21 protein-coding genes are annotated in these 26,721 nt (G+C 70.9%); 6 read left to right on the top strand and 15 right to left on the bottom strand.

All coding sequences use genetic code 11. The features are described 5' to 3' along the window. Nucleotides 1-1,671, top strand: a 1,671-nt coding sequence (locus tag ACTWQO_RS21185; RefSeq protein WP_443238882.1) for an FtsX-like permease family protein, incomplete at its 5' end; no start/stop codon positions are given. A 65-nt stretch (nt 1,672-1,736) separates the two neighbouring features. Here the strand turns inward: ACTWQO_RS21185 and pgi are convergent. From pgi to ACTWQO_RS21120, 13 genes are all read right to left on the bottom strand, one after another. Continuing rightward, a complete protein-coding gene (gene pgi / locus ACTWQO_RS21180; RefSeq protein WP_443238881.1) occupies nt 1,737-3,392 on the bottom strand; it encodes a glucose-6-phosphate isomerase in 1,656 nt (551 codons plus the stop codon). Nucleotides 3,393-3,465: 73 nt separating this feature from the next. Then, complete coding sequence (locus tag ACTWQO_RS21175; protein WP_443238880.1) at nt 3,466-4,734, bottom strand: MFS transporter; 1,269 nt, start codon at nt 4,732-4,734, stop codon at nt 3,466-3,468. A 135-nt stretch (nt 4,735-4,869) separates the two neighbouring features. After that, a complete protein-coding gene (locus ACTWQO_RS21170; protein WP_003957010.1) occupies nt 4,870-5,205 on the bottom strand; it encodes an RNA polymerase-binding protein RbpA in 336 nt (111 codons plus the stop codon). A gap of 199 nt (nt 5,206-5,404) precedes the next feature. Then, nucleotides 5,405-5,635 (bottom strand): preprotein translocase subunit SecG, encoded by a 231-nt coding sequence (gene secG, locus ACTWQO_RS21165; RefSeq protein ID WP_210576005.1) that lies wholly within the window; start codon nt 5,633-5,635, stop codon nt 5,405-5,407. 102 nt (nt 5,636-5,737) lie between these two features. After that, on the bottom strand, nt 5,738-6,493 hold the full coding sequence (gene tpiA / locus ACTWQO_RS21160) for a triose-phosphate isomerase (RefSeq protein ID WP_443238890.1): 756 nt from the start codon (nt 6,491-6,493) through the stop codon (nt 5,738-5,740). 42 nt (nt 6,494-6,535) lie between these two features. Next, the gene (locus tag ACTWQO_RS21155; RefSeq protein ID WP_443238879.1) at nt 6,536-7,747 is read right to left on the bottom strand and encodes a phosphoglycerate kinase; all 1,212 of its coding nucleotides are present in this window, start codon (nt 7,745-7,747) and stop codon (nt 6,536-6,538) included. Between the two features lie 123 nt (nt 7,748-7,870). After that, a complete protein-coding gene (gene gap / locus ACTWQO_RS21150) occupies nt 7,871-8,878 on the bottom strand; it encodes a type I glyceraldehyde-3-phosphate dehydrogenase (protein WP_186281558.1) in 1,008 nt (335 codons plus the stop codon). Between the two features lie 235 nt (nt 8,879-9,113). Next, nucleotides 9,114-12,065 (bottom strand): M14 family zinc carboxypeptidase, encoded by a 2,952-nt coding sequence (locus ACTWQO_RS21145; RefSeq protein ID WP_443238878.1) that lies wholly within the window; start codon nt 12,063-12,065, stop codon nt 9,114-9,116. A 151-nt stretch (nt 12,066-12,216) separates the two neighbouring features. Then, a complete protein-coding gene (whiA, locus tag ACTWQO_RS21140; RefSeq protein WP_443238877.1) occupies nt 12,217-13,200 on the bottom strand; it encodes a DNA-binding protein WhiA in 984 nt (327 codons plus the stop codon). Beyond that, entirely contained in the window at nt 13,191-14,258 is a 1,068-nt protein-coding gene (locus tag ACTWQO_RS21135; protein WP_443238876.1) for a gluconeogenesis factor YvcK family protein, read from the bottom strand. The genes whiA and ACTWQO_RS21135 overlap by 10 nt, the downstream gene beginning before the upstream one ends. Continuing rightward, on the bottom strand, nt 14,255-15,268 hold the full coding sequence (rapZ, locus tag ACTWQO_RS21130; RefSeq protein WP_443238875.1) for an RNase adapter RapZ: 1,014 nt from the start codon (nt 15,266-15,268) through the stop codon (nt 14,255-14,257). Before rapZ ends, ACTWQO_RS21135 begins: the two co-directional genes overlap by 4 nt. Next, a complete protein-coding gene (uvrC, locus tag ACTWQO_RS21125; RefSeq protein ID WP_443238874.1) occupies nt 15,265-17,307 on the bottom strand; it encodes an excinuclease ABC subunit UvrC in 2,043 nt (680 codons plus the stop codon). Before uvrC ends, rapZ begins: the two co-directional genes overlap by 4 nt. Before the next feature lie 53 nt (nt 17,308-17,360). Further along, nucleotides 17,361-18,032 carry a response regulator transcription factor gene (locus tag ACTWQO_RS21120; RefSeq protein ID WP_443238873.1) on the bottom strand — a complete coding sequence of 224 codons (672 nt, stop codon included), beginning with the start codon at nt 18,030-18,032 and terminating at the stop codon, nt 17,361-17,363. 199 nt (nt 18,033-18,231) lie between these two features. On the opposite strand from ACTWQO_RS21120, the gene ACTWQO_RS21115 reads away from it, so the two are divergent. Further along, a complete protein-coding gene (locus ACTWQO_RS21115; protein ID WP_443238872.1) occupies nt 18,232-18,387 on the top strand; it encodes a hypothetical protein in 156 nt (51 codons plus the stop codon). 111 nt (nt 18,388-18,498) lie between these two features. Here the strand turns inward: ACTWQO_RS21115 and ACTWQO_RS21110 are convergent, their stop codons facing one another. Beyond that, on the bottom strand, nt 18,499-21,198 hold the full coding sequence (locus ACTWQO_RS21110) for a nitrate- and nitrite sensing domain-containing protein (RefSeq protein ID WP_443238871.1): 2,700 nt from the start codon (nt 21,196-21,198) through the stop codon (nt 18,499-18,501). A 199-nt stretch (nt 21,199-21,397) separates the two neighbouring features. Then, entirely contained in the window at nt 21,398-22,810 is a 1,413-nt protein-coding gene (locus ACTWQO_RS21105) for an ABC transporter substrate-binding protein (RefSeq protein ID WP_443238870.1), read from the bottom strand. A gap of 169 nt (nt 22,811-22,979) precedes the next feature. On the opposite strand from ACTWQO_RS21105, the gene ACTWQO_RS21100 reads away from it, so the two are divergent. From ACTWQO_RS21100 to ACTWQO_RS21085, 4 genes are all read left to right on the top strand, one after another. Further along, on the top strand, nt 22,980-23,351 hold the full coding sequence (locus ACTWQO_RS21100; RefSeq protein WP_443238869.1) for a response regulator: 372 nt from the start codon (nt 22,980-22,982) through the stop codon (nt 23,349-23,351). Nucleotides 23,352-23,561: 210 nt separating this feature from the next. After that, a complete protein-coding gene (locus ACTWQO_RS21095; protein ID WP_443238868.1) occupies nt 23,562-24,509 on the top strand; it encodes a hypothetical protein in 948 nt (315 codons plus the stop codon). Nucleotides 24,510-24,715: 206 nt separating this feature from the next. Continuing rightward, a complete protein-coding gene (locus tag ACTWQO_RS21090) occupies nt 24,716-25,768 on the top strand; it encodes a LacI family DNA-binding transcriptional regulator (protein WP_443238867.1) in 1,053 nt (350 codons plus the stop codon). Further along, on the top strand, nt 25,765-26,676 hold the full coding sequence (locus ACTWQO_RS21085) for a carbohydrate kinase family protein (RefSeq protein WP_443238866.1): 912 nt from the start codon (nt 25,765-25,767) through the stop codon (nt 26,674-26,676). The genes ACTWQO_RS21090 and ACTWQO_RS21085 overlap by 4 nt, the downstream gene beginning before the upstream one ends. Nucleotides 26,677-26,721: the final 45 nt, after the last annotated feature.

Raw genomic sequence — 26,721 nt, 5'->3', positions numbered from 1 at the left:
ACGGACTACGCCGTCCAGCGTGCCGTCACCGTGCTCGGCGCCGGCGCGGTCAGCGAGGTCACCACCTGGCAGCAGGCCCGGTCCGAGGCACAGGGCGACACCCGGCTCCTCGGCCAGGTGCTCGGCCTGTTCGGACTCGGCGCGCTGCTCGCCGCCGGACTAGCCGTGCACGGGGCGATCGGCACCCGCATCCGGGGCCATCTGCGCGACATCTCGGTACTGAAGGCGATCGGCTTCACGCCCGGCCAGGTCGTCCGCGTCTTCCTGCTCCAGCACGTCGCCTACGCCCTGCTCGGCGCCGTGGCCGCGGCGGCGCTCACCCAGGCACTGGGACGCCGGATCCCGGGCCGGCTCGGTGACGCGGTCGGCGTGTGGCAGGGACTGCCGGGGCACACCGCCGCGCTGCTCGCGATACCGGTGGGCGCCGTGCTGTTCATCGCCGCGACCACCGGGCTCGCGGCCTGGCGCGCGGGCCGGGTGCCCCCGGTACCCGTGCCACGGACCGCCGCGCCGGCGGCCGGCCGGCTGTCGGGTCTGGCGCGCGGGGCGCTCGGGCTGCGGCTGCCGCCGGCCCTGGTCCTGGGCTGGCACAAGGCGTTCCCCCGCCGGCCACGGACGCCGGCCACCGTCGCCCGCCTCGCGCTGCCCCTGCTGCTGATCGTGGTGGCGATGAGCGCCTGGACCACCATCGACCGCTTCCACAGCAGGCCGGACCAGGTCGGCCTCGCCGCCGCGCTCACCGTCCGCCCCGACAGCGAGATCGGCGACCGTGACGTCCGGGCCCTCCTCGACCGCGACCCGCGGATCACCGCGGCCCACCCGGGCGTCGAGGTGGCGGCCCTGGTACCAGGGCAGACGGCCACGATCGCCCTGCGTGGTCTCGGCACCCGCCAGGACCCCTACCCGTACGCCCTGGCCGAGGGCCGCCCGGCACACGGCCGGGACGAGGCGGTGGCCGGGCAGGGGCTGCTCGATCTGCTGGACGTGCGCGTCGGCGACTGGGTGCGCATGACCGTGGGTGACCAACCGCAGATCCTGCACATCGTGGGCCGCAGCATCGAGCCGGACAACGCCGGCCGGGTCATCTCCACCTCGCTCGACACCCTCCGCGAGAACGACCCCCGGCTGCGCCCCACCCTCTACCAGCTGCGCCTCCAGCCGGGCGCCGCCCCCCGCGAGGTCGCGGGCGACCTGGCCACCGCCGCGCGCGGGCACCTGGACGTGCACGCCGTGCCGAATCCCGCGGACGGGCTGTCATCGCTGCGCGGAGTCGTGCTCGGGCTGATCGGCGTCCTCGCGCTGATCGGGATCGTCGAACTGCTGACCGTGATCGGCGGCTCCGTCCGCGAGGGGGAGCGGGATCTGCTGGCGCTCAAGGCCGTCGGCCTGACCCCGCGGCAGATCACCGCCGTCACCGTCACGGCCACCGCCTGCACCGCCCTCGCCGCGGTCCTGCTCGGCACAGCGCTGGGGCTGCCCCTCGCGCACTGGCTCATCGACGCCCAGGGCAGGTCCAGCGGCATCGGCGCCGGGATAGCCCAGGGTCCGTCGCCCGTACTCCTGGTGCTGTTCGGCGCAGCCGCCGTGGTGGGCGCCGCCGCTCTCGCCGCCCTGCCCGCGGCCCGCGCGGCCGGCCGCCGACTCGCCGACACCCTGAGCGCCGTGGCGTAGGGCCGCGGCGGCAGCCGGCTCAGCGGAAGCGGACGGCCGCGCGCCGTCCGCTTCCCGCATCGCGGTCACTGCCGGCCGCGCAGCTCCCGGTACTTGGCGACCAGTGCCTTGCTGGACGCGTCCAGGCCCGGCACGTCCGCGCCCTCGGTCAGAGCGGGCTCGACGCGCTTGGCGAGGACCTTGCCGAGTTCGACGCCCCACTGGTCGAAGGAGTCGATGTTCCAGACGGCGCCCTGCACGAACACCTTGTGCTCATACAGCGCGATCAGCTGGCCGAGCACCGACGGGGTCAGCCCGCGCGCGAGGATGGTGGTCGTCGGGTGGTTGCCCAGGAACGTCTTGTGCGCCACCAACTCCTCGGGCACACCCTCGGCACGCACCTCCTCAGGCGTCTTGCCGAAGGCCAACGCCTGCGTCTGCGCGAAGAAGTTCGCCATCAACAGGTCGTGCTGCGCACCCAGTTCGTCACTCAGCTCGGCGACCGGCTCGGCGAGGCCGATGAAGTCGGCCGGGATCACCTTCGTGCCCTGGTGGATCAGCTGGTAGTAGGCGTGCTGCCCGTTGGTGCCGGGCGTGCCCCAGACGACCGGCCCGGTCTGCCACTCCACCGGAAGACCGTCCCGCCCGACGTACTTGCCGTTGGACTCCATGTCCAGCTGCTGCAAGTAGGCGGTGAACTTGGACAGATAGTGGCTGTAGGGCAGCACCGCATGCGACTGGGCGTCGTGGAAGTTGCCGTACCAGATGCCCAACAGGCCGAGCAGCAACGGCACGTTGTCCTCGGCGGGCGCGCTCCTGAAGTGCTCGTCGACGATCCGGAACCCGTCGAGCATCTCCCGGAACCGGTCCGGCCCGATGGCGATCATCAGGGACAGGCCGATCGCCGAGTCGTACGAGTACCGTCCGCCGACCCAGTCCCAGAACTCGAACATGTTGGCCGTGTCGATACCGAAGTCGGAGACTTTCTCGGCGTTGGTCGACAGCGCCACGAAGTGCTTGGCGACGGCTTCCTGACCGGCCTTCAGTTCACCCAGCAGCCAGTTGCGGGCCGAGGTCGCGTTGGTGATCGTCTCGATCGTGGTGAACGTCTTGGAGGCGATGATGAACAGCGTCTCCGCGGCGTCCAGGTCACGGATGGCCTCGTGCAGGTCGGCCCCGTCCACGTTCGACACGAAGCGGACCGTCAGGTCGCGGTCGGTGTAGCTGCGCAGCACCTCGTACGCCATGGCAGGGCCGAGGTCGGAGCCGCCGATGCCGATATTGACCACGTTCTTGATGCGCTTGCCGGTGTGGCCGGTCCAGGCGCCGGAACGGACCCGCTCGGCGAAGTCGGCCATCCTGTCGAGGACGGCGTGCACACCGGGGACCACGTTCTCCCCGTCGACCTCGATCACCGCGTCCCGCCGCGCGCGCAGCGCGGTGTGCAGCACGGCGCGGTTCTCGGTGGTGTTGATCTTCTCGCCGCGGAACATGGCGTCCCGGAGGCCGAACACATCCGTGGCGGCGGCCAGCTCACGCAGCAGCCGCAGCGTCTCGTCGGTGACGAGGTGCTTGGAATAGTCGACATACAGGTCGCCGACCTGGAGCGTGTAGCCGGAGCCGCGGCCGGGGTCGGCGGCGAACAGCTCGCGCAGCTGCACTTCGCCGAGTTCCTCGCGGTGCTTGGCCAGCGCGGTCCACTCGGGCCTCTGGTTGAGCCGGGTACGGCTTTCTGCGTTCATCTCGGACTTCAGCCTTCTTTCCTACCTGTCCTGCCTGCGTACCTTGCCCCGCTGCCGGTCCCAACCTAGTTGATCAGCGCGTGACGTGAGCTGTCGTGGTGTCGTCGTGCGGTGCAACAACAAGTACGTTCGCCTTGAGCGCGGGTATCAGCGCGGTGACGGACAGGACGAAGAAGGCGGCCGCGAGCAGGGCCGGGGTGTTCAGTCCCCAGGTGGTGGCGACGGCTCCGCCGAGAAGGGCGCCCAGCGGTGCCCCGGCGACCCCGACGGTGCGGAAGGCGGAACTGACCCGGCCCAGCAGTTCGGCGGGGCTGCGCTGTTGCATCAGGGTCGTGGTGTTGACGTTCCACACCATGCCCATGAAGCCGAACACGGCCAGCGCCGCGGCCAGCCCGACGAGGCTGCGCACCGAGCCCATCACCACGAGCGCGCCGATCTGCACGATTCCGGCGAGCAGCACCCCGCGGACCCGCCCCATCCGGGCGATCAACGGTCCGCCGGCCACTCCGCCGGCCAGGCTGCCGACCGTGTACGCCGTCATGGCCACCGCGTATCCCGTGGTGCCCGCGTCCAGCCAGCCCGTCACCAGGAGCACCAGCGTGGCGATGAGGGCGCCCATGCCGATGTTGCACAGGGCGGTGGCGGCGCACAGGCCGCGCAGGGCCCGGTCCCGCCACAGGGTGCGCAGCCCTTCCGCGATCTCCCGGCGCAGGGTGCTGCCCGCCGGTCTCGGTTTCCGCTCGGGCGGGGCGGTCCGCAGGGTGGCGACCAGCGCGGCCGCCACCAGATAGGTGACCGCGTCGGCCGCGAAGGGCACCGCCGCTCCGGCCGCGATCAGCAGGGGCACGACCGGCGCACCCAGCAGACCGCCCGCGAGGCGCTGCCCGGTCATCAGGCGCGCATTCGCGCTGCCGAGTGCCGCGCGGTCCACCAGGGCGGGCAGCAGGGCCGTCGACGCGTTGTCGAAGAGGGTCTGGAGGGTGGTCAGGGCGAAGGCCAGTGCGATCAGCAGGGCGATCGAGGCGTGGCCGAGAGCCACGGCCGCCGCGAAGGAAGCGACCAGCAGCCCTCGTACCGCATCGACCATCCACATCGCGCGCCGCTGGTCCACGCGGTCGGCGACGGCGCCGCCCAGCAGCCCGAAGACGATCCAGGGCAGATAGCCACACGCGGTCACCGCGGCGATCAGCATCGGCCGCTCGGTCAGCGTCGCGGCGAGCAGCGGCAGTGCGGCCGTACGCAGCGCATCACCGAAGCTGGAGAGCACGGCGGCGCTCCACAGCCGCCCGAACCCCCCGCGCCACGTCGGCGCGCACCCGTCCCCCGTCACGACCGTCGCCACGTCTCCCCCTCACGATTCGCCCGATGCACAAACCGTAGAGGGCACCACTGACAATCGGCCGGGGAGCGGGGGCCCGGCGGCCCGCAAACAGCTCCGGCCAGGTACCTCTCTCGGTACCCGGCCGGTCCTCAACTCCTAGATTTCGCCCCGCAGTTTGGCGAGTGCCTCGGCGAGGATCGCCTCGCCGTCCGCGTCGCTGCGCCGCTCCCGTACATACGCGAGGTGCGTCTTGTACGGCTCGGTGCGCGGCGGGTCCGGCGGGTTGTCCCGGTCCTGTCCTGCGGGGAAGCCGCAGCGCGGGCAGTCCCAGGTATCGGGAACCTGCGCGTCGCTGGCGAAGCTGGGCTGCGTCTCGTGCCCGTTGGAGCACCAGAAGGAGATGCGCAGCCGGGGCGCGGACTCGCCCCGCTCGGCCTCGCCCATCGGCCCCGCCCCGACCCGGCTTCCTCGGATCGCGTTGCCACTTGCCACGGTCGTAACTCCCTGCGTGATGGTGCCGCGAAGCGAGTCGGCGTTTCGCTTCGCTGCGAGCGCCTCAGTCTACGTAAGGCCCAACGCGCGTCCAGTGATTGGAGTTACAGCCCCCACACCTAGACGCAAGCCCCATGATAGGCCGCGCTCAGCTGCGCGTACCGAACATGGGGCCTTACGTACGGAATGTGCGTGCCGATCAGTTGTTCACCTTCATCAGAAGGCCGAGTACAACGATGCACGCGAACCAGAGCAGCCCGACCACCAAAGTGATGCGGTCGAGATTGCGCTCGGCGACCGAGGAGCCGCCGACGGACGACTGCATGCCGCCACCGAACATGTCGGAGAGGCCGCCGCCCTTGCCCTTGTGCATCAGCACCAGCAGCATCAGCAGACCGCTGAAGACGATCAGGGCGATCGAGAACCCCATAACCACGGCTGGACCAACTTCCTCGGATCTGGATGGACGACAGGGGCACAGCCACCGAGCTGTGCCCCCGCAAGGGTACGACGGATCGCCGCTAGCGCATACTTACTGGTCGCGGAAGCGCACGATCTTGACGAACTCGTCGGCGTCCAGCGAGGCGCCGCCGACCAGCGCGCCGTCGATGTCGGCCTGGGCCATGATCTCGGCCACGTTGCCCGCCTTGACGGAGCCGCCGTACTGGATGCGGACCTGGTCGGCCAGCTCCTGGGTGTACAGCTCGGCGAGCTTGCCACGGATGGCGGCGCAGACTTCCTGGGCGTCCTCGGCACCGCAGACCTTGCCGGTGCCGATGGCCCAGACGGGCTCGTAGGCGATGACGACGGACTCGGCCTGCTCGGCGGGGATGTCCTTGAGGCCGCCCTCGACCTGGGCGAGCGTGTGCGTGACGTGGTTGCCCGCCTCGCGCACCTCCAGCTCCTCGCCGACGCACAGGATCGGCGTCAGGCCGTGCTTGTAGGCGGCCTTGACCTTGGCGTTCACGATCTCGTCGGTCTCGGCGTGGTACTGCCGGCGCTCGCTGTGGCCGATCGCCACGTATGTGCACTTCAGCTTGGCCAGCATCGGGCCGGAGATCTCGCCGGTGTAGGCACCGGAGTCGTGCGCCGAGATGTCCTGGGCGCCGTACCTGATCTTGAGCTTGTCGCCGTCGACCAGGGTCTGCACGGAGCGCAGGTCGGTGAAGGGCGGCAGGACGGCGACCTCGACGGCCTCGTAGTCCTTGTCGGCCAGGGCGAAGGCGAGCTTCTGGACGTGCGCGATGGCCTCGAGGTGGTTGAGGTTCATCTTCCAGTTGCCCGCCATGATCGGCGTGCGCCCCGAAGAAATAGAAGCAGCCATAAAGGGTCAGTCCTCCAGTGCGGCGAGGCCGGGGAGCGTCTTGCCCTCGAGGTATTCGAGGGAGGCGCCGCCACCGGTCGAGATATGGCCGAATGCGGTCTCGTCGAAGCCCAGGATGCGGACGGCCGCGGCGGAGTCGCCACCGCCGACCACGGTGAAGCCCTTGGACTCGACGAGTGCCTGGGCGACCGCCTTGGTGCCCTCGGCGTAGTCGGGGTGCTCGAAGACGCCCATGGGGCCGTTCCAGAAGACGGTGGCGGCGTCGGCGAGCTTCGAGGCGTACAGCTTGCGGGACTCCGGACCGATGTCCAGGCCCATCTGGTCGGCGGGCATGGCGTCCGCGGCGACGGTGGTGGGGTTCGTCGGCGCCTTGGCCTTCAGGTCCGGGAACCCGGTGGAGGTCACCACGTCGACGGGGAGGACCAGTTCGACCCCGCTCTTCTCCGCACGCTCGATGTACTCCTGGACGACCGGGATCTGGTCCTCCTGGAGGAGGGAGACGCCGATCTCGTAGCCCTTGGCCTTGAGGAAGGTGTACGCCATGCCGCCGCCGATGAGCAGCCGGTCCGCCTTGGCGAGCAGCTGGTCGATGACGGCGAGCTTGTCGGAGACCTTGGCGCCGCCCAGCGCGACGACGTAGGGCCGCTGGACGTCCTCGGTGAGCTTCTTCAGGACACCGACCTCGGTGGCGATGAGGTAGCCGGCGTAGTGCGGCAGGCGGGCCGGGAGGTCGTACACCGAGGCGTGCTTGCGGTGGACCGCGCCGAAGCCGTCGCCTACGTAGACGTCCGCGAGGGCGGCCAGCCGGTCGGCGAACTCGCCGCGCTCGGCGTCGTCCTTGGAGGTCTCGCCGGCGTTGAAGCGCAGGTTCTCGATGACGGCGACGTCGCCGTCATGGAGGCCCGCGACCGCGGACTTGGCGGATTCGCCGACCGTGTCGGTCGCGAACGCCACGCCCCTGCGCAGGAGTTCACCCAGGCGAGAGGCGACGGTGGCGAGGGAGAAGGCGGGGTCCGGGGCGCCCTTGGGGCGGCCCAGGTGCGAGGCGACGACGACCTTGGCGCCCGCGTCCGCGAGGGCCTTCACGGTGGGCAGCACGGCGCGGATGCGGCCGTCGTCGGTGATGGTGCCGCTGTCGAGCGGGACGTTCAGGTCGGCGCGGACGAAGACCCGCCGGCCGGCCACGCCTTCGGCGAGGAGTTCGTCGATCGTCTTCATGAAGAGGGCTCCTGGGAGGGCTGGTGGTCCAAGAGTGCTGATCTGTACGTGAGTCAGGGCTCGGACGGCGCGTCCCTGCGCTGCCCGAGCCCTGCGTTCACATCGAGGTGCCTGATCTGTGGATCAGAGCTGGTTGCCGACGAAGACCGTGAGGTCGACGAGGCGGTTGGAGTAGCCCCACTCGTTGTCGTACCAGCCGAGGATCTTCACCGACGTGCCTTCCTGAACCATGGTCAGGGAGGAGTCGAAGGTGCAGGACGACGGGTCGCTGACGATGTCCGAGGAGACGATCTCGTCCTCGGTGTAGGACAGGTAGCCCTGCAGCTCGCCCTCGGAGGCCTTCTTGAAGGCGGCGTTGACCTCGTCCTTGGTGACCTCGCGGGACAGCTCCACGACGAGGTCGGTGGCCGAGCCGGTCGGGACCGGGACACGCATCGCGATGCCGTCCAGCTTGCCCTTCAGCTGCGGCAGGACCAGGGCGGTGGCCTTGGCGGCACCGGTGGTCGTCGGGATGATGTTCTCCGCGGCGGCACGGGCGCGGCGCAGGTCCTTGTGCGGGAAGTCCAGGATGCGCTGGTCGTTCGTGTACGCGTGCACGGTCGTCATCAGGCCCTTGACGATGCCGAAGTTCTCGTCGAGGACCTTGGCCATCGGCGCCACACAGTTGGTGGTGCAGGAGGCGTTGGAGATGACGTGGTGGTTCGCCGGGTCGTACTTGTCCTGGTTGACGCCCATCACGATGGTGATGTCCTCGTCCTTGGCCGGGGCCGAGATGAGGACCTTCTTCGCACCGCCCGCGATGTGCTTCGCGGCGTCGTCCTTCTTGGTGAAGATGCCGGTCGACTCGATGACGATGTCGACGCCCAGCTCGCCCCACGGGATGTCGGCGGGGTTGCGCTCGGAGAGCACCTTGATCGTGTGGCCGTCGACGGTGATCGTGTCGGCGGTGTGGGTGACCTCCTGCTTGAGGCGCCCCAGGATCGTGTCGTACTTCAGCAGGTGAGCGGTGGTCGCGGTGTCACCCAGGTCGTTGACAGCCACGATCTCGATGTCTGCACCCTGCTCCAGCAGCGCGCGGAAGTAGTTACGACCGATGCGGCCAAAGCCGTTGATGCCTACGCGGATCGTCACGAACCGATCTCCTCGTTGGTACGCCGGTTTCGAGACCGGCGAGCTGTATGGGATGTCCCCGACCGCCTACGACCCTACCTCCCTGTGGCCTCGGTGGTGACATCGAGATGCCCCATACACGGCAGGGCGGTCCGTACCCGCCAGTAGGGGTACGGACCGCCCCGACCGAGAGACGTGATCACTCACAGATCACTCGATTTCGCTACGGAGAGTCGGTCACCGTTGACCGGCCGGTTCACCCCTCGAGCGCCTCCAGAGCCTTGCCGATCAGGGTCGTACGGCCGATGGGCGCGGTGACGTGCTCCAGACCGAAGCCCAGCAACACGGTGTCGTCCGTGGTGACGGCGCCGTACGTCTTGAACAGCTCACCCGCGCGTCCCCAGTCCTTGACCACCGCGGGGCTGCCCGCGGGCGGACCGGGGGTGCTCCAGGCACCCAGCGACGTCTCGAAGCCCTCGGTCTCCACCGCGTTGCCGCCGATCACGACGGACGCGTTGTCGGCGAGGACGCCGCGGCCACCGGTGCCGGGGTCGGTGACGTAGCCGAGGGAGACCTCGACCTTCTTCCCGGCGTACGCGGAGAGGTCGAAGGAGACCTCCTGCCAGCCGGACGACGACCCGGTGAAGCTGTTCCAGGAACCGGATGTGCCGGTGGGCGTACAGACCCCTCCCGAGAGCGTCAGATACCGCTTGAGGGCGGGATGCGCCTGGATGAAGTACCCGGCATTGCACTCGGCGGGCACCGCCGTGCTGGTCGCGCCGCCTGCCTCCGGGAGCGTGGTCCAGTCGTCGGCACCGGCCGTGTGCGCCTCCAGGAGGGCGTGGTCGTAGCTCTTCTCCGTGTCCCAGAGCAGCCTGGTCCGCAGAGTTGGCTTTTCGGACGCACTCACCGAGGTGAGGTCGATGGTGCGGGTGAGGCGGTTCCAGGCGTAGTCGCTGTGCGTGACGGCGGCCATGGAGGCGCCTTCGTACGGGCCGTACGGGTTGACGGTGCCGGGGTAGGCGCCCGCTCCCGCACTCTCGAACTGCGGGTGGGTGTCCACGGGCAGCGTGTCGGAGGTGACGCTGTAGGACCCCGCCGCGTTCAGCGGGTTGCCGGCAGCGCCGCCCAGCGGTGTGGTGGCGCCCGCGAGCAGGCCCGAGCCCTCGAAAGACGTGGCGTCCGGCAGGGACGTACGGGTGTAGGCGCCCAGGTAGTACTGGCTGAAGTCGTTCGACAGGGTGCCGCCGCCGAGGTCCACGGAGCCGCCGGCCTGCTCGCCCGCCTCGATCAGCTTGCCGCCCTCGTTGAGGAAGGCGCGCAGCTGGAGCTGGGTGGCGTTGCCGGGGACGCCGGCGCCCGTGTAGTGGACGACCGTGTCGAAGTGACTGAGCACGCCGAGCGCGTCGGGCGCGCCCTGGGTGGCGACGTCCCAGACGATCGCCCTGCGTCCGTTGGCCTTCAGCGCCTCGACGTAGGTCTTCGCCTGCGTGGCCGCCGCGCCCTCTTCGGCGACCACGAGCGTGTCCGCCCTGGGCCGTTCGGCGACCGTGTAGCTGAAGTGCTTGCTGGAGACGGGTTTTCCACTCCTGGTCCTGCCGGTGAACCAGACCTCGACCTTGTCGCCGGGCTCGCCGTCCCGGACCTTGGCCCGGTACTCGTCGAAGTGGATGTTGTCCTCACCGCCGTAGGTCTCTCCGCCCTTCCAGGGCCGCAGAGCGCTGTCCCGGGTACGGCCGCCGTTGACGCGGTACTTGAGCTCCTTGTCGCGCACCGACTTCCGTGCGACGACGGAGACTTCCTGGTCGGCTCCGCGGGAGTACGACGTTGTGAACGGGGCCGGGGTGAAGTCGGCGGCCTTCAGGCCGACCGAGGAGGACGGCTGGTCGGGGTGGGCGGCGGACTCGGCGACGGAGAGCGCGAAGGGGATGTTCTTGGCGAACTCCTGCTGGATCAGGGTCTCGTCGTCCGGGAAGGTGAAGATCGACTGGCAGTCGCCCGGGTTCCACTGGTCGTCGGGGTCGACGCTGGACGCGGTTTCACAGGTCGACATCTCGGGGGTGAACATCGCCATGCCGTTGACGTTCGCCGCGTGCCCGTCGGCCTCGCCGTTGGTCGTGTACAGCTCCGAGGAGACCTGCGGGTGGTAGCCGGGGATCGCGGAGTTCTCCGGCGTGCCGGCGAGGGCCTCGTACACCACGTCGTCCGGGGTGGGTGTGGCGACCTGCCAGCCCACGCCGTAGAGGAGGAGCTCGGCGGCGGAGTGGTAGTTGATGCCGTACTCGAATCCGATCCGCCGCTCGAAGGCGTCCAGGGCCCGGGTCTCGGGCTCGGAGTTCGGGGCCGCGCCGCGGTAGGTCTGGCTGGTGGGGTTGGGGGACGAACCCTCGTCGTCGTAGCCCCACTTGTAGGCGAAGTTGCGGTTGAGGTCGACGCCGTCGCCGGTGCTGATGACTCCGTCGCCGTTGACGTCCCGCAGGTTCTTGCGCCACAGGCGGTTGTCGGAGTTCTCGAAGGTGTAGTCGTAGCCGTCCGGGTTGGCGGAGAGGACGAACCACAGTTCGGTCGAGTCGACGATCTTCTTGATGCGCTTGTCGGTGGCGTAGTTGTCCACGTAGTGGTGCATCAGCCGCCGGGTCATCTCCGGCGTGATCCACTCGCGCGCGTGCTGGTTGGAGAGATAGAGGACGGAGGGCTTGGCTCCGTCCTTCGTCTTCTTGGCGTTCTTGGTGAGCTTCAGCGCCAGGATGTCCTGGCCGTTGATGGTCTTGCCGATGGAGACGACCTTGGTCAGGCCCGGGTTGGCCCGTGCGGTGGCGAGGATCTCCTGCCGCAGTCCGCCGTCTGAGCTGTACGGGCGGAAAACGCCCTCGGCCGCGGCCTCGACGCGGGCCTCGGCCTTGCCGGAGAGCGTGTGCTCGGTGAGGCCGATGCCCTGTTTCTCGAGCTTGTCGGCCTGTTGGTCGGTGAGATAGACCTCGACGGTGGCCGTGCCCTTGTCGGGCACCTGCTCGCCGAGTTCGTGGCCGTCCTGTCCGGTGGCCAGCAGCAGGGGTACCTGCTTCTTGGTGACGTCGGCGCGGAAGACCTTGACCTCGTCCCCTCCGGAGGACGAACTACCGCTCTGTGCCTGGGCAATGGGTGCGATGCTCGCTCCGCCGATCAGGAGCGTGCCGACAGCGAGGATCGATCTCGCTCTATGTCTCATGAACCCCCCTAGCAAAGGTCGCCACAGCAGCGAACAGATGCCAGGCTCATGACAGTTCATGATCGAGTCAAGGGTGCCTCAACGCTGTGCAACACGGCGGTGCCGACGCCCAGTTGAGCGTCGGCACCGGCGTGTTGCGAGCGCGTTCGGGTCAGCCGGCGTCGGCCATCTCCTCCGTGAGGCTGGACTCCGTGCCCGGAATGCCGAGGTCCTGGGCCCGCTTGTCGGCCATCGCGAGCAGACGGCGGATACGGCCCGCCACGGCGTCCTTGGTCAGCGGGGGGTCGGCGAGCGCGCCGAGCTCCTCGAGGGAGGCCTGCTTGTGCTCCATGCGCAGCCGGCCCGCCGCCGCGAGATGCTCGGGCACGTCGTCACCGAGGATCTCCAGGGCGCGCTGGACGCGGGCGCCTGCGGCGACGGCCGCGCGCGCGGAGCGGCGCAGGTTGGCGTCGTCGAAGTTGGCGAGCCGGTTCGCCGTGGCCCGGACCTCGCGGCGCATCCGGCGCTCCTCCCAGGCCAGCACCGACTCATGGGCGCCGAGCCGGGTCAGCAGAGCGCCGATGGCGTCTCCGTCGCGGACGACGACCCGGTCGACGCCGCGCACCTCACGGGCCTTGGCGGCGATCGACAGACGGCGGGCGGCGCCGACGAGGGCGAGCGCTGCCTCGGGACCCGGGCAGGTCACTTCGAGAGAGGACGAGCGACCGGGCTCGGTCAGCGAGCCATGGGCCAGGAAGGCGCCGCGCCAGGCCGCTTCGGCATCGCAGGTGGCCCCCGAGACCACCTGCGGGGGCAGGCCGCGGATAGGGCGGCCACGGCCGTCGACCAGGCCGGTCTGCCGGGCCAGCTGGTCACCGCCGGCGACGACCCGAACGACGTAGCGCGAACCGCGGCGCAGCCCGCCGGGCGCCATCACGATCAGCTCGGAGCTGTGGCCTAAAACCTCCAGGATGTCCCGCTTGAGCCGGCGGGCCGCCATCGCGGTGTCCAGCTCCGCCTCGATCACGATGCGCCCGCTCACCAGATGGAGGCCGCCGGCGAACCGCAGAACGGCGGAGACCTCCGCCTTCCTGCAGCAGGTCCGGGTGACGGGGAGCCGGGAGATCTCATCCTTCACCGCTGCCGTCATCGCCATGGGCCGATCCTTCCATGCATCCGAAAAATACGGTCGTACGCGGCGGCCAGCAGCTCCGGGTCATGCCTGGGGCTGCCGTCCCTCCGGGCCACCGGCGCCAGCTCGACCGCCGCACCGAGCCGCTTGGCGGCCTCGGTGAGTACAGCGCGGTCGGGCACGGCGGCCTCGTCGGCCAGCACCACGTCCAGGGCGAGTTTAGGGGCGTGTCGTCCCAAAACCTCCAAATGACGCTGCGGGGAGAAGCCCTCGGTTTCTCCGGGCTGCGGCGCGAGGTTCAGGGAGAGTACCCGGCGTGCCTTCGTCTGCGTGAGGGCGTCCAGCAGCTCGGGCACGAGCAGATGCGGGATGACCGAGGAGAACCAGGAGCCGGGGCCGAGCACCACCCAGTCCGCGTCGAGGACCGCCTCGACGGCCTCGGGGACGGCGGGCGGGCCGTGCGGTACGAGGTGCACGGACTGCACCTCGCCGGGGGTGAGCGCGACGGTGGCCTGGCCGCGGACGGTGTCGACGTCCTCCGGCCGGTCCGGGTCGTGGCCCTTGACCAGGGCCTGGAGCTCCAGCGGTACGGCGGACATGGGCAGCACACGGCCGTGCGCGCCCAGCAGCTTGCCGACCAGGTCGAGGGCCTGGACATGGTCGCCCAGCTGCTCCCACAGGGCGACGATCAGCAGATTGCCGACCGCGTGGTCGTGCAGGTCGCCCTGGGACTGGAAGCGGTGCTGGATGACGCGGGACCAGGTCTGGCCCCAGTCGTCGTCGCCGCAGAGCGCGGCCAGCGCCTTGCGCAGGTCGCCGGGCGGCAAAACGCCCAGCTCATCGCGCAGGCGCCCGCTGGAACCGCCGTCGTCGGCCACCGTGACGACGGCGGTGAGGTCGCCGGTGATCCGGCGCAGTGCGGCGAGCGAGGCCGACAGGCCCATGCCGCCGCCGAGGGCGACGACCTTGGGCTGTGTGCCGCGACGGCGCGCACGGCCGCCGCGGGCCTCGGCGGGCCGGCCGGCCCGGGCCTCGGGCACGGCCCGGCGCAGCCTGCTCAGCCGCGGTGTACGTCCTGTCATTCCCGTCCCATGTCCCGGTGTACGACCACCGTCTCCACACCCTCGGCCGCGAGACGCGCGGCGAGCTTCTCCGACATGGCGACCGAGCGGTGCTTGCCGCCGGTGCAGCCGATGGCGATGGTCACATAGCGCTTGCCCTCCCGGCGGTACCCGGCCGCGATCAGCCGCAGCAGTTCGGCGTACCGGTCGAGGAACTCCTTGGCGCCGGGCTGGTTGAAGACGTACGCGGCGACCTCCTCGTGGGTGCCGGTGTACGGGCGCAGCTCCGGGACCCAGTGCGGGTTGGGCAGGAAGCGCATGTCCGCGACCAGGTCGGCGTCGACGGGGAGGCCGTACTTGAAGCCGAAGGACATGACGGTGGCCCGCAGCTCCGGCTCCTCCTCGCCGGCGAACTGGGCGTCCATCTTGGCGCGCAGCTCGTGCACGTTGAGGCTGGAGGTGTCGATCACCAGGTCGGCGTCGCCGCGCAGCTCACGCAGCAGTTCACGCTCGGCGGCGATGCCGTCGACGATGCGGCCGTCGCCCTGGAGGGGGTGCGGCCGGCGCACCGACTCGAAGCGGCGCACCAGGGCGTCGTCGGAGGACTCCAGGAAGACGATCCGGCGGGTGACGTGCTTGGCCGCGAGGTCGGCGAGGGACTCGCGGAGGTTGTCGAAGAAGCGCCGGCCGCGGACGTCGACGACGACCGCGATCCGGGCGACATTGCCCTGGGAGCGGGCGCCGAGCTCCACCATGGTGGGGATCAGCGCGGGTGGGAGGTTGTCGACGACGAACCAGCCGAGGTCCTCCAGACACTTGGCGGCCGTCGAGCGGCCGGCCCCGGACATGCCGGAGATGATCACCAGCTCGGGGATGGCCGGCTCGGGGGCCCCGGCGGTGTCGATGCCCGTAGTCACCTGTTCTCCGTCGTTCTGGTCTTCTTGGCCTGTGGCCTGCTGAGCGGGATCCTCGCGTGTGTCCTTGTGCGGCTGATCTCGGTCGGCTGTGGGCTGCTTGTCCTGCTCGCTCATCTCTCCATCCCCCGTCGCTCGTCCGGGGTGCCCGCGGACACGGGCTCCCCCGGGGTGCCCGCCGTCGTCTCGGGCGCCCCGTCTTCCATGTCGTCCATGATCTCTCCGGTTGCCGTGTTCACGGCGGGTGCCGCCGGGGCCGCCTGGGCGAAGGCCACGGCAATGGTCTCGGCCGTCTTACGACCTATGCCCGGAACCTCACAGATCTGGTCAATTGTCGCGGATCGCAACTTCTTCACCGACCCGAAGTGTTTGATCAGTGCCTGCTTGCGGGTCTCGCCGAGTCCCGGCACATCGTCCAGGGGGCTCGACCGGAAGCGCTTGGCACGCTTGGTGCGCTGATAGGTGATCGCGAAGCGGTGGGCCTCGTCGCGGACCCGCTGGAGCAGATAGAGGCCCTCGCTGGTGCGGGGCAGCACGACGGGGTCGTCCTCGTCCGGCACCCAGACCTCCTCCAGGCGCTTGGCCAACCCGCACACGGCGATGTCGTCGATGCCCAGCTCCTCCAGGGCCCGCGCGGCGGCAGCGACCTGCGGCCGGCCACCGTCGACGACGACGAGTTGCGGCGGGTAGGCGAAGCGCTTGGGCCGTCCGTTCTCCTCGACGAGGCCGTCCTCCTCGCTCCACTCCCCCGTCTTCTCCTTCTCGGCGAGGTACCGCCTGAAGCGGCGGTTGATCACCTCGTGCATGGAGCGGACGTCGTCCTGGCCCTCGAAGCCCTTGATCTGGAAGCGCCGGTACTCGCTCTTGCGCTGGAGGCCGTCCTCGAAGACGACCATGGAGGCCACGACGTCGTCGCCCTGGAGGTGCGAGATGTCGTAGCACTCGATCCTCAGGGGGGCGCTGTCCAGGTCGAGGGCCTCGGCGATCTCCTCCAGGGCGCGCGAGCGCGTGGTCAGGTCGGAGGCGCGCTTGGTCTTGTGCAGGACGAGTGCCTGCTGAGCGTTGCGCTGCACCGTCTCCATGAGGGCCTTCTTGTCGCCGCGCTGCGGGATGCGCAGGGAGACGATCGAGCCGCGGCGGTCGGTGAGCCACTGCTGGACCGGTTCGACCGGGTCGGGCAGCGCCGGGACGAGGACCTCCTTGGGGACTGCGTCTCCCGTCTCCTCCCCGTAGAGCTGCTGGAGTGCGTGTTCCACCAGGGCGCCGGTGGTGATCTCCTCGACCTTGTCGGTCACCCAGCCGCGCTGGCCGCGCACGCGTCCGCCGCGGACGTGGAAGATCTGCACGGCCGCTTCCAGCTCGTCCTCGGCGACCGCGATGAGGTCGGCGTCGGTCGCGTCGGCGAGCACGACCGCGCTCTTCTCCATGGCCTTCTTCAGGGCCTCGATGTCGTCGCGCAGGCGGGCCGCCCGCTCGTACTCCATCTCCTCGGCCGCCGCCGTCATCTGCTTCTCCAGGCGGCGCAGGTACGTGCCCGTGCGTCCGGCCATGAAGTCGCTGAACTCCTCGGCGAGTTCGCGGTGCTCCTCGGCGGAGACCCGGCCGACGCAGGGCGCGGAGCACTTGCCGATGTAGCCGAGCAGGCAGGGGCGGCCGGTGCGGGCGGCGTTCTTGAAGACGCCGGCCGAGCAGGTGCGCACCGGGAAGACGCGCAGCAGGAGGTCGACGGTGTCGCGGATCGCCCACGCGTGCCCGTACGGCCCGAAGTAGCGCACGCCCTTCTTCTTGTGGCCGCGCATCACCTGCACGCGCGGGAACTCCTCGTTCATCGTCACGGCGAGGTACGGGTAGCTCTTGTCGTCGCGGTACTTGACGTTGAACCGGGGGTCGTACTCCTTGATCCAGGAGTACTCCAGCTGCAGGGCCTCGACCTCCGTGGACACCACGGTCCACTCCACGGACGCGGCCGTGGTGACCATGGTGCGGGTGCGGGGGTGCAGGCCCGCCAGGTCCTGGAAGTAGTTCGCCAGGCGCTGGCGCAGGCTTTTCGCCTTTCCGACGTAGATCACCCGGCGGTGCTCGTCACGGAACCTGTACACCCCGGGTGAGTCGGGGATCTGCCCCGGCTTGGGGCGGTAGCTGGAGGGGTCGGCCATGTTTCACACCCTACTGGCGAGGGGTGACAGAGCGACGAGCCTGTGGACAACGCCTATCGGGTCTCGAGAAAGGTCAGGACCGCGAGGACACGGCGATGGGCGTCGGTGTCCTCCTGGAGGTTCAGCTTGCCCAGGATGCTGCGCACATGCTTCTCGACGGTGCCCTCGGTGACCCACAGGCGGCGGCCGATGCCCGCGTTGGAGCGGCCCTCGGCCATCAGGGCGAGGACCTCGCGCTCGCGGGCGCTGAGGTGGGACAGCGGGTCGTCGCGGCGCTGGGCGGAGAACAGCTCGTGCACCAGGGACGGGTCGACGACCGAGCCGCCCCGGTGGATCCGTTCCAGGGCCTCGATGAACTCGTCGACCACCGTGACCCGGCTCTTGAGGAGATAGCCGACCTGCCGGCCGCTCGCCAGCAGCTCCAGGGCGTCTTCCACCTCGACGTACGCGGACAGGACGAGGATGCCGGTGCCGGGGTGGCGCTCGCGGATCGTGCGGGCCGCCTTCAGGCCCTCGGTGGAGTGGTCCGGCGGCATTCTTATGTCGACGATCGCGAGGTCGGGTCTCTCCTCGGCGACCAGTTCCAGAAGCCGTTCCGCGTCACCCGCCTGGCCCACCACGTCGTATCCGACGCGCTCGCAGAGGCTGGCGAGACCCTCGCGCAGCAGAACGTCGTCGTCGGCGAGTACGACCCGTCCCCGCGCGGGCTGCTGCGATGCGTCCATGGTCCCGGCTCCCCTTGCCCGACCGATGTACTGCGCCCCAACAGCCTGCCCGACCGCCTGGGTTACGGCTAGCAGGAAGCGGAATTGGGGGGTGGCCGTGACGACATGGGGACATCGGCGGGCGATGCTCTAGGCAGCGGTTGCAAACGGACCAGCAGTTTCTACAGGAGGCCGCGGGTCACGGCGAAGGGCGCGGCGGATGCGGCGGACGCGGATCGAGAAAGCACGGCGGCCGGCCCGGGCCCGCCGCGACGCGGACGACCTGTACCCGCGGGCCCTGGACCCCAGGGACCCCGACATCGTGCGAGCCAAGCGGCTGCGGCTCGCCGGGAACGGCGGTACCGACCGCCTCTAGAGCCGGACGGCAGGCCCACCGTCCGAAGAGGCCGCCCGGAGCGTATGCGCACGTCACAGAGTCCTGGGTCCCCCCGTCCCGGACGACTCCCCTCGTGTACGTTCCGGGCGGTCACGTATCCGTCGCGGCCCTGTTCAGCGGCAACCGTACGGTCAGGGTCGTGCCCTGGCCCGGCGGGCTGCTGACGGCCAGCCTGCCGCCGATCGCCTCGACACGGTCGATGAGGCCGATCAGGCCGGAGCCCCGTGCGGGCTCGGCGCCGCCCGTCCCGTCGTCGGCGATCGTCACCTCCAGGACGTCGTCGTAGGTCCGCGCCGTCACTTGTACGACGCCCGCGCGCGCGTGCTTGGCGGCATTGGTGAGGCATTCGGAGGTGACGTAGTAGACGGCGACCTCCGTCTGCTCGGCGAGCCGGTCCGGCGGCAGACGGAGGTCCAGCTCGACGGGGACCGAGGAGCGCCGGGCCAGGGCACGCAGGGCAGGACCGAGGCCGCCCTTGGAGAGGATCGCCGGGTGGATGCCGCGGGCGACCTGGAGCAGGTCCGCGAAGGCGTCGTCGAGCCCCTTGGCGATGTGGTCGAGCTGGTCGGGCAGGGCGTCGGGCTGCTCCTCCAGCATCGACTGGGCCGTCCTCAGGTCCAGTTGGAGCGAGACCAGGCGCTGCTGGACCCCGTCGTGCAGATCGCGTTCGATACGGCGCCGGGAGGCGTCCCCGGCGGCCACCACGCGCGCGCGTGACGCCGTGAGCTGGGCCCGGCTGTCGGCGTTGGCGAGGGCGGTGGCGGCGAGTTCCGTGAAGTCGGCGAGCCTCGACTCGGTGCCCGGGGGCAGTGGTTCGGGCCCGGCGGCGGCCGCGACGACGGCACCCCACAGACGGCCGTCGACGACGATCGGCGCGCCGACGGCACGTCCCACGCGCGCGGGGCGCCGCGTCGCCGCCACGTCGGCCGCGACCGCCTCGCCCTCGGCCGCGGGACCGCGGGCGGTGCCCAGGACGGTGGCGGTGCCGTCGGCGGCGTACCGCAGGACGGCGACGGAGCCGCTGCCCAGGACCGTCCCGACCTGATCGGCGACTTCGGAGAACACCTCCTGTGGCGGCACTCTGCGGGCCACGAGGGTGGCGACCCGGCGCAGCGCCGCCTGCTCGCGGGCCGTGCGGCGGCTCTCGGTGACGTCGCGTGCGGCGGCGTAGATGAGGCCCTCGTCGGTGACCGGGCGCGCGCTCCACTGGAGCCAGCGTTCGGTCCCGTCGGCCCGCAGCAGGCGGTTCTCGAACTCGGCCAGCTCCACACCGCCGGCGAGCCGTTCGAGTGCGGCACGCGTGCGTGCCCGGTCGTCCGGGTGCACGAACTCCAGCCAGGGCGTGCCGATGAGGGCCTCGGTGGTGTGGCCGAGGGTCCGCTCGAAGGCGGGATTGACGCGCTTGAAGAAGCCGTCGAGCCCGGCGATGCACAGCAGGTCGAGCGAGAGGTGGAAGATGCTCGCCAGCTCCTGCTCGGCCTGGCGGCGCCGGCCGTGGGCCGCGGCGAAGGACGCCATGGTGCCGTTCATGCCGCCCAGCAGCCGTGCCCAGGTCCCCTGGAACGCGCCGACGTCCGCCCGGTGCTGGAGCCGGTTGTCGTCGATCGCCTCGTTCATGGCGTGGATCTCGGCGGCGAGCCGTTCGGTGGTCACCCGCAGCTCGCGGAACGTGTCGGCGACGTCGCCGAGTTCGTCCTGGCCGGCGTACCGGATGTCGTACGACAGATCGCCCTCCGACAACGCCCTGGCGCCCGCGGAGACCTCGCTCAGCGGCCGGGTGATCGAACGTCGCAGTGCCAGCGCGAGGGCGGTGACGGCGGCGAGGACGCCGAAGGAGACGACGAGGTCGCGAATCTCGCGCTGCTGGGCGGCGTCGAGGTCGTCGGCGGCGGTGCGCCCCAGCTCGGCCGCCGCCCGTCCCTGGATGCCGCGCAGGGCGTCGATCCGGGCCGTCGAGGCGGTCATCCAGCGGTCGTACGACGGCCAGTCCCGTCTGCCGTCCGGATCCGCCAGTGTGTCCCGGGTCTTGCGCACGACCAGGCCCGGGTTCCGCAGGAGGGTCGCGTAGAGCTCGCCCTGGAGGGCGTCGGAAGCGGTCTGCCGGAAGGCGTCCAGGCGGGACCGCTCAAGAGCCGACCAGGGGTTCGTGGCAGCAGCCCGCGCGGGCGGGGCGTGGAAGAGGACGGCGAGTTCGGCGCGTTCGCGTTCGGCGGCCTCGATGGCGTCCAGGAGCGCGAGGTGGGCGTCGGCGGCGCGGCCCGACTCCCGGGTGGGGCGGCCGGATTCGAGAGTGGCGACGGTGCTGAGCAGGTCGTCCTCGATCGTGTCGTACTGGCCGGCGAGCCGCGGGGCGCTGAGGGAGCCGGTCCGGATCTGGATGCGCAGGGCGTGCAGCTTGCGGTCGGCGGCGTCGATCCGGCCGGCGACATCGGGCTGGCCGGTCCAGGAGCCGCTGTCGTCAAGGGCTTTGTGGAGGACGGCCTCGGTGGCCTGCTGGGCGGCGGACCGTTCCCGCAGGGTGGTCGAGCCGGGGCGCAGCCGGGCCTGAACAGCCGCGATGCGCTCCCGGGCGACCGCATCAGTGAGCGATGTGGTCGCGAACGACACCTGGGTCGCGGCGCGGAACTCCTCCAGAGCCCGTGCCTCCCGCCACTGGCTCACGCCGCCGACCAGGGTGAAGACCAGCATGGTCGTCACCGGCAGCAGCACGAGAAGCATCAGCTTCCGGCCGATGCGGAGACGGGCGAGGAAGGGGATGCGGGGCGGGGTGAGTGGTCGGGGGCGGAGCATGACCGGCTCTCAGGTTCCGGGGGCGGATTCCGGGGGGCGTGTCCCCGCGAACTCCGCGGGAGAATCGAATGGTTCGGTGGCCCGGCTTGCGCAGAGTCCGCGGGCGCCTCCGGCCCTCCTTGCTTGCGCAGGACCAACAGCATGCCGCTCGGCCCGGCGGCCGTCCACGGGCGCGCGCCCTACGGGCGGCATGGGCGGTCTACGGCCCCTTCGTCGGATAGCCGTCGTGCGCGGCCAGGTCCTCGTCGATCCGCTTGGCCGCCGCGTCCAGGGTGGACTTGACGGGAGCCCCGTCGAGCATGATCTTCGCGAAGGCCCGGGAGAAGGCGTCCGTGATCGTCGGATAGGCGGGCGTCTGCGGCCGGGGGCGGGCGAATCCTCCCCGCAACTGCTCGAGGAACAGGCGTTCGGCGCCGCCGGGTGCGTACGTCGTGGAGAGCTTCAGGGCGCTGTTCGTGGCCGGGATCGCCCCGTTGGCCACGCTCATCCGGTGCACCTGCGCGGGCTCGAGCAGGAACGAGAGGAACCGCCAGGCCGCGTCACCTTCGGCGGCGCCCGCGGGGATGCCCCACTGCCAGGAGCCCATGCCGGTCACGGTGCCCGAGCCGAAGTCGGGCAGCGGAACGATCGTGACGTCACCGGGAAACGCCTTGTCGAACTCCCCGTACACCCAGTGCCCGCCCCAGCTGATCGCGCTGCGGCCCGTCACGAACGCCCGGTCGTCCTCGACCATGTCGACGAGCCCTTCCTCGACCCAGTTCTGCATCGTGGTCAGCGCCTTGACCGACTCCGGCCCGTTCACGTGGCCGTCGGCCGTGCCTCCGCGCCGGGGGTCGATGAGGTCGCCGCCCGCCGACCACACGGCGGGCGCGAAGCCGTACGTGTTCCACTCCTCGCCCGGTGACGAGTCGACGAGCCGGAGGTCGAGCGGGGCCTTGTAGCCCTGCTCACGGAGTTTCCGGAGGATGCCGGTGAGTTCGGTGGCCGTCCAGGCGTCGTCAGGGCCGGTCGGGATGCGCGCCCCGGCTTCCTTGAGAGCCGACGTACGCACGAACAGCCCGAGGCCCGAGTCGAAGGTGCCGACGCCCCACAACCGGCCCGCGTAGCTGCCCTGTCTTCGGATCGAGGGCAGCAGATCGTCACGGACGCTGTCGGGGACGCAGGAGTCGATCGGCTTGAGCTTGCCCGACCAGGCATAGCTGTACAGGTTCGGCCCGTCGAAGTCGAGCAGGTCGGGCAGGTCGCCGCTGGCCGCGGCGGACAGCACCAGGTCGGTGTACGGGCGGTTCTCGGGCAGCGTGACCAGCTCGACCCGCACCTGCCGCTGCGCCTTGTTGAACTCGCGAACCTGCGCCTTCAGTGTGCTGAGCTCACCGCTCGGGCCGGCGTGGAACCACACCCTGAGGTGCACGGTCCCGTCGATCTTCCCGTCACAGGTGGTGTCCTTGCGCGCCGAGCGCCCGTCATCCGACGTGCCACCGCCTCCGTTGTCGCAGGAGGCCAGCAGCAGCGCGGCGCACAACGTCCCCGGGACCAGGACACCCCGGACCCGGCGGACGCCGGGCCACGCGCGCGTGCCCGTGCTTTCGTGCGACACCTTCGTGGCGTTCATGACGCACCCCCTCACCGGGCGACACGGGCCTCCCCAGGGTGCCGACATGCTACCGCCGGTCGGCGGGCGACTGCGCTGGGTGAGTCCGAACCTCTCTTCCGGCACAGGACTTCAGCACTTTCCGGCTAGCAGGAAGGCGCAGCCGCCCCTTGCTTGGCAATCTGGGCCCATGACCTTGCGCTGTCTCCTTGTCGATGACAGCGCCCGGTTCCTGGAGGCCGCACGCGCCTTGCTGGAGCGGGGTGGTGTACGGGTCGTCGGTCTCGCCACGACGGGCGCTGAGGCGCTCACGCTGGCCCAGCAGGCGGCACCGGACGTCGCGCTGGTCGATCTCGACCTCGACGGCGAGAACGGCTTCGACGTGGCCCGGCTGCTGACCGGCAGGGTACCCGCGGTGATCCTGGTCTCGACCCACTTCCGGGAGGACTTCCAGGAGCTCATCGCGGCCAGCCCCGCGCGCGGGTTCCTGCACAAGTCCGCGCTGTCCGCCCGCGCGATCCAGGAGGTTCTCGGCAACGGCGGCTCCGGCGCGCCGACTTGACCTCGGGGACGGCGGCACGGCCGGGACCGCACCTCCGTTCCGCATGAGGTGTTGTCGGGACCTGGTCAACACGCTTCAATGCGGGGGAACTCGGGGCCGTGAACGCAGGCGTACGGATGTGAAGACTTCCCCGGCGCCGACGGGGGTGGCCCCTGACAGTTGCGCGAACGGTCTGACCAGCCGTTGAACATTCGACAGAAAGGCCCCTGCATGCCGCACGCCACCCAAGCCGCGGACGTCGCCGCCGCCGAACTGGACACGGCCCTGCGAGGCGGCCCGTTCCACGTCGCGCTGCGCGCCGCGATCGCCGCCCGTGGACTGCCGCTGCAGCGCGTGCAGCACCATCTGTCCCGCTACGGCGTCAAGGTCGGTGTGACGAGCCTGAGTTACTGGCAGCAGGGGGCACGGCGCCCGCAGCGCCCCGAGTCGCTGCGGGCCGTGCGGGCGCTGGAGGAGATCCTCGGGCTGCCGGAGGAGTCCCTGATCCGGCTGCTCGCCGACTCCGACGAACCCTCCGCCGGGCAGCGGTCCGCCGGTCGCTCCTACCGCTCGTTCGTCGAGGCTTCGGGCGTCCTGGAGCGGCTGCTGGCAGACCTCGATGCGCGATCCGAGGGCGGGCTGCATGCGCTCGGGCACCACGAGCGGGTACGGATCGGGGCGCACCGCGAACTCCAGGGCCGCGAGTCGCACCACATCGTGCGCGCCCACCGGGACGGCGTCGACCGCTTCTTCGCCGTCCACCACGGCGACGAAGGGTGCGCTCCGGAGCGCATGACCGTGCACGCCCTGGAGAACTGCCGCACGGGGCGCGTCCGTTGGGATCACGCCACGGGCGTGCTGGTGGCCGAGCTGCTCTTCGACACCCGGCTGCGAGCCGGCGACACCTTCCTCTTCCGGTACGGCGTCGAGGACGGCACCGCCGGTGTGTCCCGCGAGTACGTCCGCGGGTCCGGGCCTGCGGGCGGCCAGTACGCCCTTCAGGTGCGGTTCGACGAACACGCCCTGCCGGTGCGCTGCCACCGGTTCCATCAGCACTCGCCGGCCGCCCCCCGCAGCGGCCGCCAGGAGCTGGCGCTCAGCGGACGGCACCACTCGGTGCACATCGTCGAGCCGCGGGTGCGGACGGGGATGGTGGGGATCGGGTGGGACTGGGAGTGAGGGGGCAGGGCTGAGGGCGGGCTGTGCTGGGGCCGAGGGCGGTCTGTGACGGGGCCGAGGGCGGTCTGTGCTGGGGCCGAGGTTCGGTCGGCGCGGGCTGTCGTGCGGTTTGCGCGTAAGCGTTTGCGCAAGCGTTTACGTCTGTCGGCGGATGGGATACCTTCCCGGTCGGAGGGCCCGCGCGGGCTCGGGGAGGGGAACGGGAAGTGCCGACCATGGCCGATGTCGCACGGAGCGCCGGCGTGTCCGTGGCGACCGTCTCGCACGTGCTGAACGACACCCGGCCGGTGCTACCCCACACCCGTCAGGCGGTCCTGGACGCCATAGAGGAGCTCGGCTACACGCCGAACACCCTCGCCCGCTCGCTGGTCACGTCCCGTACGCGCTCGATCGGGCTCGCGGTGTCGGCGATCAGCAACCCGTACTTCACGGAGATTCTCCAGGGTGTCGAGGCCGGCGCCCTGGAACGCGGCTACAGCCTGCTCATCGCCGACCCCCACGACGACCCCGGCCACGAGCGCAAGGTCGTCCAACTCCTGCACGAGCGACGCGTGGACGGCATGATCGTCGCCCCCTCCGCGGACCCGCGTGAACTCCTCGCGTACCTCGACCGACACGCCGTACCCACCGTGCTCCTCGACCGGGTGGTCGACGCGGACGGGGCGCCGCGCTTCGACCAGGTCTGCGCCGAGAGTGCGGCACCGACGACGCGGTTGGTCAGCCATCTCGCCGAGCTGGGGCATCGGCGTATCGGCCTGGTCGCGGGCCTGCCCGGGCTCAGCACCACCGCCGAGCGGATCACCGGCTACCGGCACGGCCTCGCCGCCGCCGGGCTCCCGTACGACGAACGCCTCGTCGTGCACGGCGACTCCGAGTCGGCTGGCGCCGAGCGGGCCACCGCTGCCCTGCTCTCCCTCGGCGCACCGCCCAGCGCGCTGGTCACCGCCAACAACACGATGACGCTCGGCGCCCTGCGCGCGCTGCGCGCCCACGGCCGGTCCGTGCCCGACGACATCGCGCTGTGCTGCTTCGACGACTTCGCCTGGGCGGATCTGTTCTCGCCCCGGCTCACCGCGATCGCCCAGCCCAGCAGGGAGATCGGCGCCCAGGCGGTCCGGGTGCTGCTGGACCGCCTCGCCTCGCCGGACCGGCCCGCCCGGACCGTACGGCTCGACTGCACCTTCGTCCACCGCACCTCGTGCGGCTGCGCCGAGCAGCCCGGACAGCCCCGCACACCCGCGAAAGGAACCGTCTCGTGATCGTCGTCGCCGGTGAGGCCCTGATCGACCTGGTACCGCAGAGCCGGGGCGCCCTCGCGGGCCTGAAGCCGGCGCTCGGCGGCGGCCCCTACAACACGGCGGTCGCCCTCGGCCGCCTCGGCTCCCCCACCGCCTTCTGCTCCCGGACGTCGTACGACGCCTTCGGCGAGGCGCTGCTCGACGGGCTGCGGCAGGCCGGCGTGGACGTGTCGGCCGTGCAGCGCGGCACCGAGCCGACCACCCTCGCGGTCGCCACGATCGACGGGAACGGCTCGGCCGCCTACTCCTTCTACGTCGAGGGCACCGCCGACCGCCTCTTCGCCGTGCCCGACCGGCTCCCCGAGGCGGCCCGCGCGGTGTCCTTCGGCACCTGCTCGCTCGTCCTGGAGCCGGGCGCGACCGCGTACGAGGAGCTGATGCGCACCGCCTCCGCGCAGGGCGTGTTCACCGCGCTCGACCCGAACATCCGCGCCGGACTGATCCCTGATGCGGACGCCTATCGCGCCCGCTTCAAGAGCTGGCTGCCTTCGGTGTCGCTGCTCAAGCTCTCCGAGGAGGACGCCTTGTGGCTGGGCGGCACCCCGCGCGAGTGGCTGGCCGCGGGGCCCTCGGCGGTCGTGATCACGCAGGGCGGCGACGGGCTGACCGCCTTCACCCGGGACGGCTCGGTGCACTCCGTGCCGGGCGAGGTGGTCGACGTCGTCGACACGATCGGCGCCGGCGACACCGTGAACGCGGCCCTGTTGCACGGCCTGTCCGCGTGGGACGCCCTGTCTCCGGAGGCGCTCACGAAGCTGGGCGCCGAGGGCTGGACCCGACTGCTGCGGTTCGCGGCGCGCGCGGCGGCGATCACCTGCTCACGGGCGGGGGCGGAGCCGCCGTACGCCTCTGAGCTGGGTGATCTGTAGAGGCTTCCGGCGTGATGCCGCCCGGCGGAGAGCCGGGCGGCACCG

This window comes from Streptomyces sp. 4N124 (genome assembly GCF_052245395.1).
In the GTDB taxonomy this organism is placed as follows: domain Bacteria; phylum Actinomycetota; class Actinomycetes; order Streptomycetales; family Streptomycetaceae; genus Streptomyces.
The sequence above is the reverse complement of the archived record's forward strand: the minus strand, read 5'-3'. Positions and strand labels throughout refer to the sequence as shown.

What these genes read in the sequence shown, in the direction of transcription:
- pgi (WP_443238881.1), bottom strand. Translation starts at nt 3,392, where the DNA reads ATGAACGCAGAAAGCCGTACCCGGCTCAACCAGAGGCCCGAGTGGACC.
- secG (WP_210576005.1), bottom strand. Translation starts at nt 5,635, where the DNA reads ATGGGGTTCTCGATCGCCCTGATCGTCTTCAGCGGTCTGCTGATGCTG.
- tpiA (WP_443238890.1), bottom strand. Translation starts at nt 6,493, where the DNA reads ATGGCGGGCAACTGGAAGATGAACCTCAACCACCTCGAGGCCATCGCG.
- ACTWQO_RS21155 (WP_443238879.1), bottom strand. Translation starts at nt 7,747, where the DNA reads ATGAAGACGATCGACGAACTCCTCGCCGAAGGCGTGGCCGGCCGGCGG.
- ACTWQO_RS21145 (WP_443238878.1), bottom strand. Translation starts at nt 12,065, where the DNA reads ATGAGACATAGAGCGAGATCGATCCTCGCTGTCGGCACGCTCCTGATC.
- whiA (WP_443238877.1), bottom strand. Translation starts at nt 13,200, where the DNA reads ATGGCGATGACGGCAGCGGTGAAGGATGAGATCTCCCGGCTCCCCGTC.
- ACTWQO_RS21135 (WP_443238876.1), bottom strand. Translation starts at nt 14,258, where the DNA reads ATGACAGGACGTACACCGCGGCTGAGCAGGCTGCGCCGGGCCGTGCCC.
- rapZ (WP_443238875.1), bottom strand. Translation starts at nt 15,268, where the DNA reads ATGAGCGAGCAGGACAAGCAGCCCACAGCCGACCGAGATCAGCCGCAC.
- uvrC (WP_443238874.1), bottom strand. Translation starts at nt 17,307, where the DNA reads ATGGCCGACCCCTCCAGCTACCGCCCCAAGCCGGGGCAGATCCCCGAC.
- ACTWQO_RS21120 (WP_443238873.1), bottom strand. Translation starts at nt 18,032, where the DNA reads ATGGACGCATCGCAGCAGCCCGCGCGGGGACGGGTCGTACTCGCCGAC.
- ACTWQO_RS21115 (WP_443238872.1), top strand. Translation starts at nt 18,232, where the DNA reads ATGCGGCGGACGCGGATCGAGAAAGCACGGCGGCCGGCCCGGGCCCGC.
- ACTWQO_RS21110 (WP_443238871.1), bottom strand. Translation starts at nt 21,198, where the DNA reads ATGCTCCGCCCCCGACCACTCACCCCGCCCCGCATCCCCTTCCTCGCC.
- ACTWQO_RS21105 (WP_443238870.1), bottom strand. Translation starts at nt 22,810, where the DNA reads ATGAACGCCACGAAGGTGTCGCACGAAAGCACGGGCACGCGCGCGTGG.
- ACTWQO_RS21100 (WP_443238869.1), top strand. Translation starts at nt 22,980, where the DNA reads ATGACCTTGCGCTGTCTCCTTGTCGATGACAGCGCCCGGTTCCTGGAG.
- ACTWQO_RS21095 (WP_443238868.1), top strand. Translation starts at nt 23,562, where the DNA reads ATGCCGCACGCCACCCAAGCCGCGGACGTCGCCGCCGCCGAACTGGAC.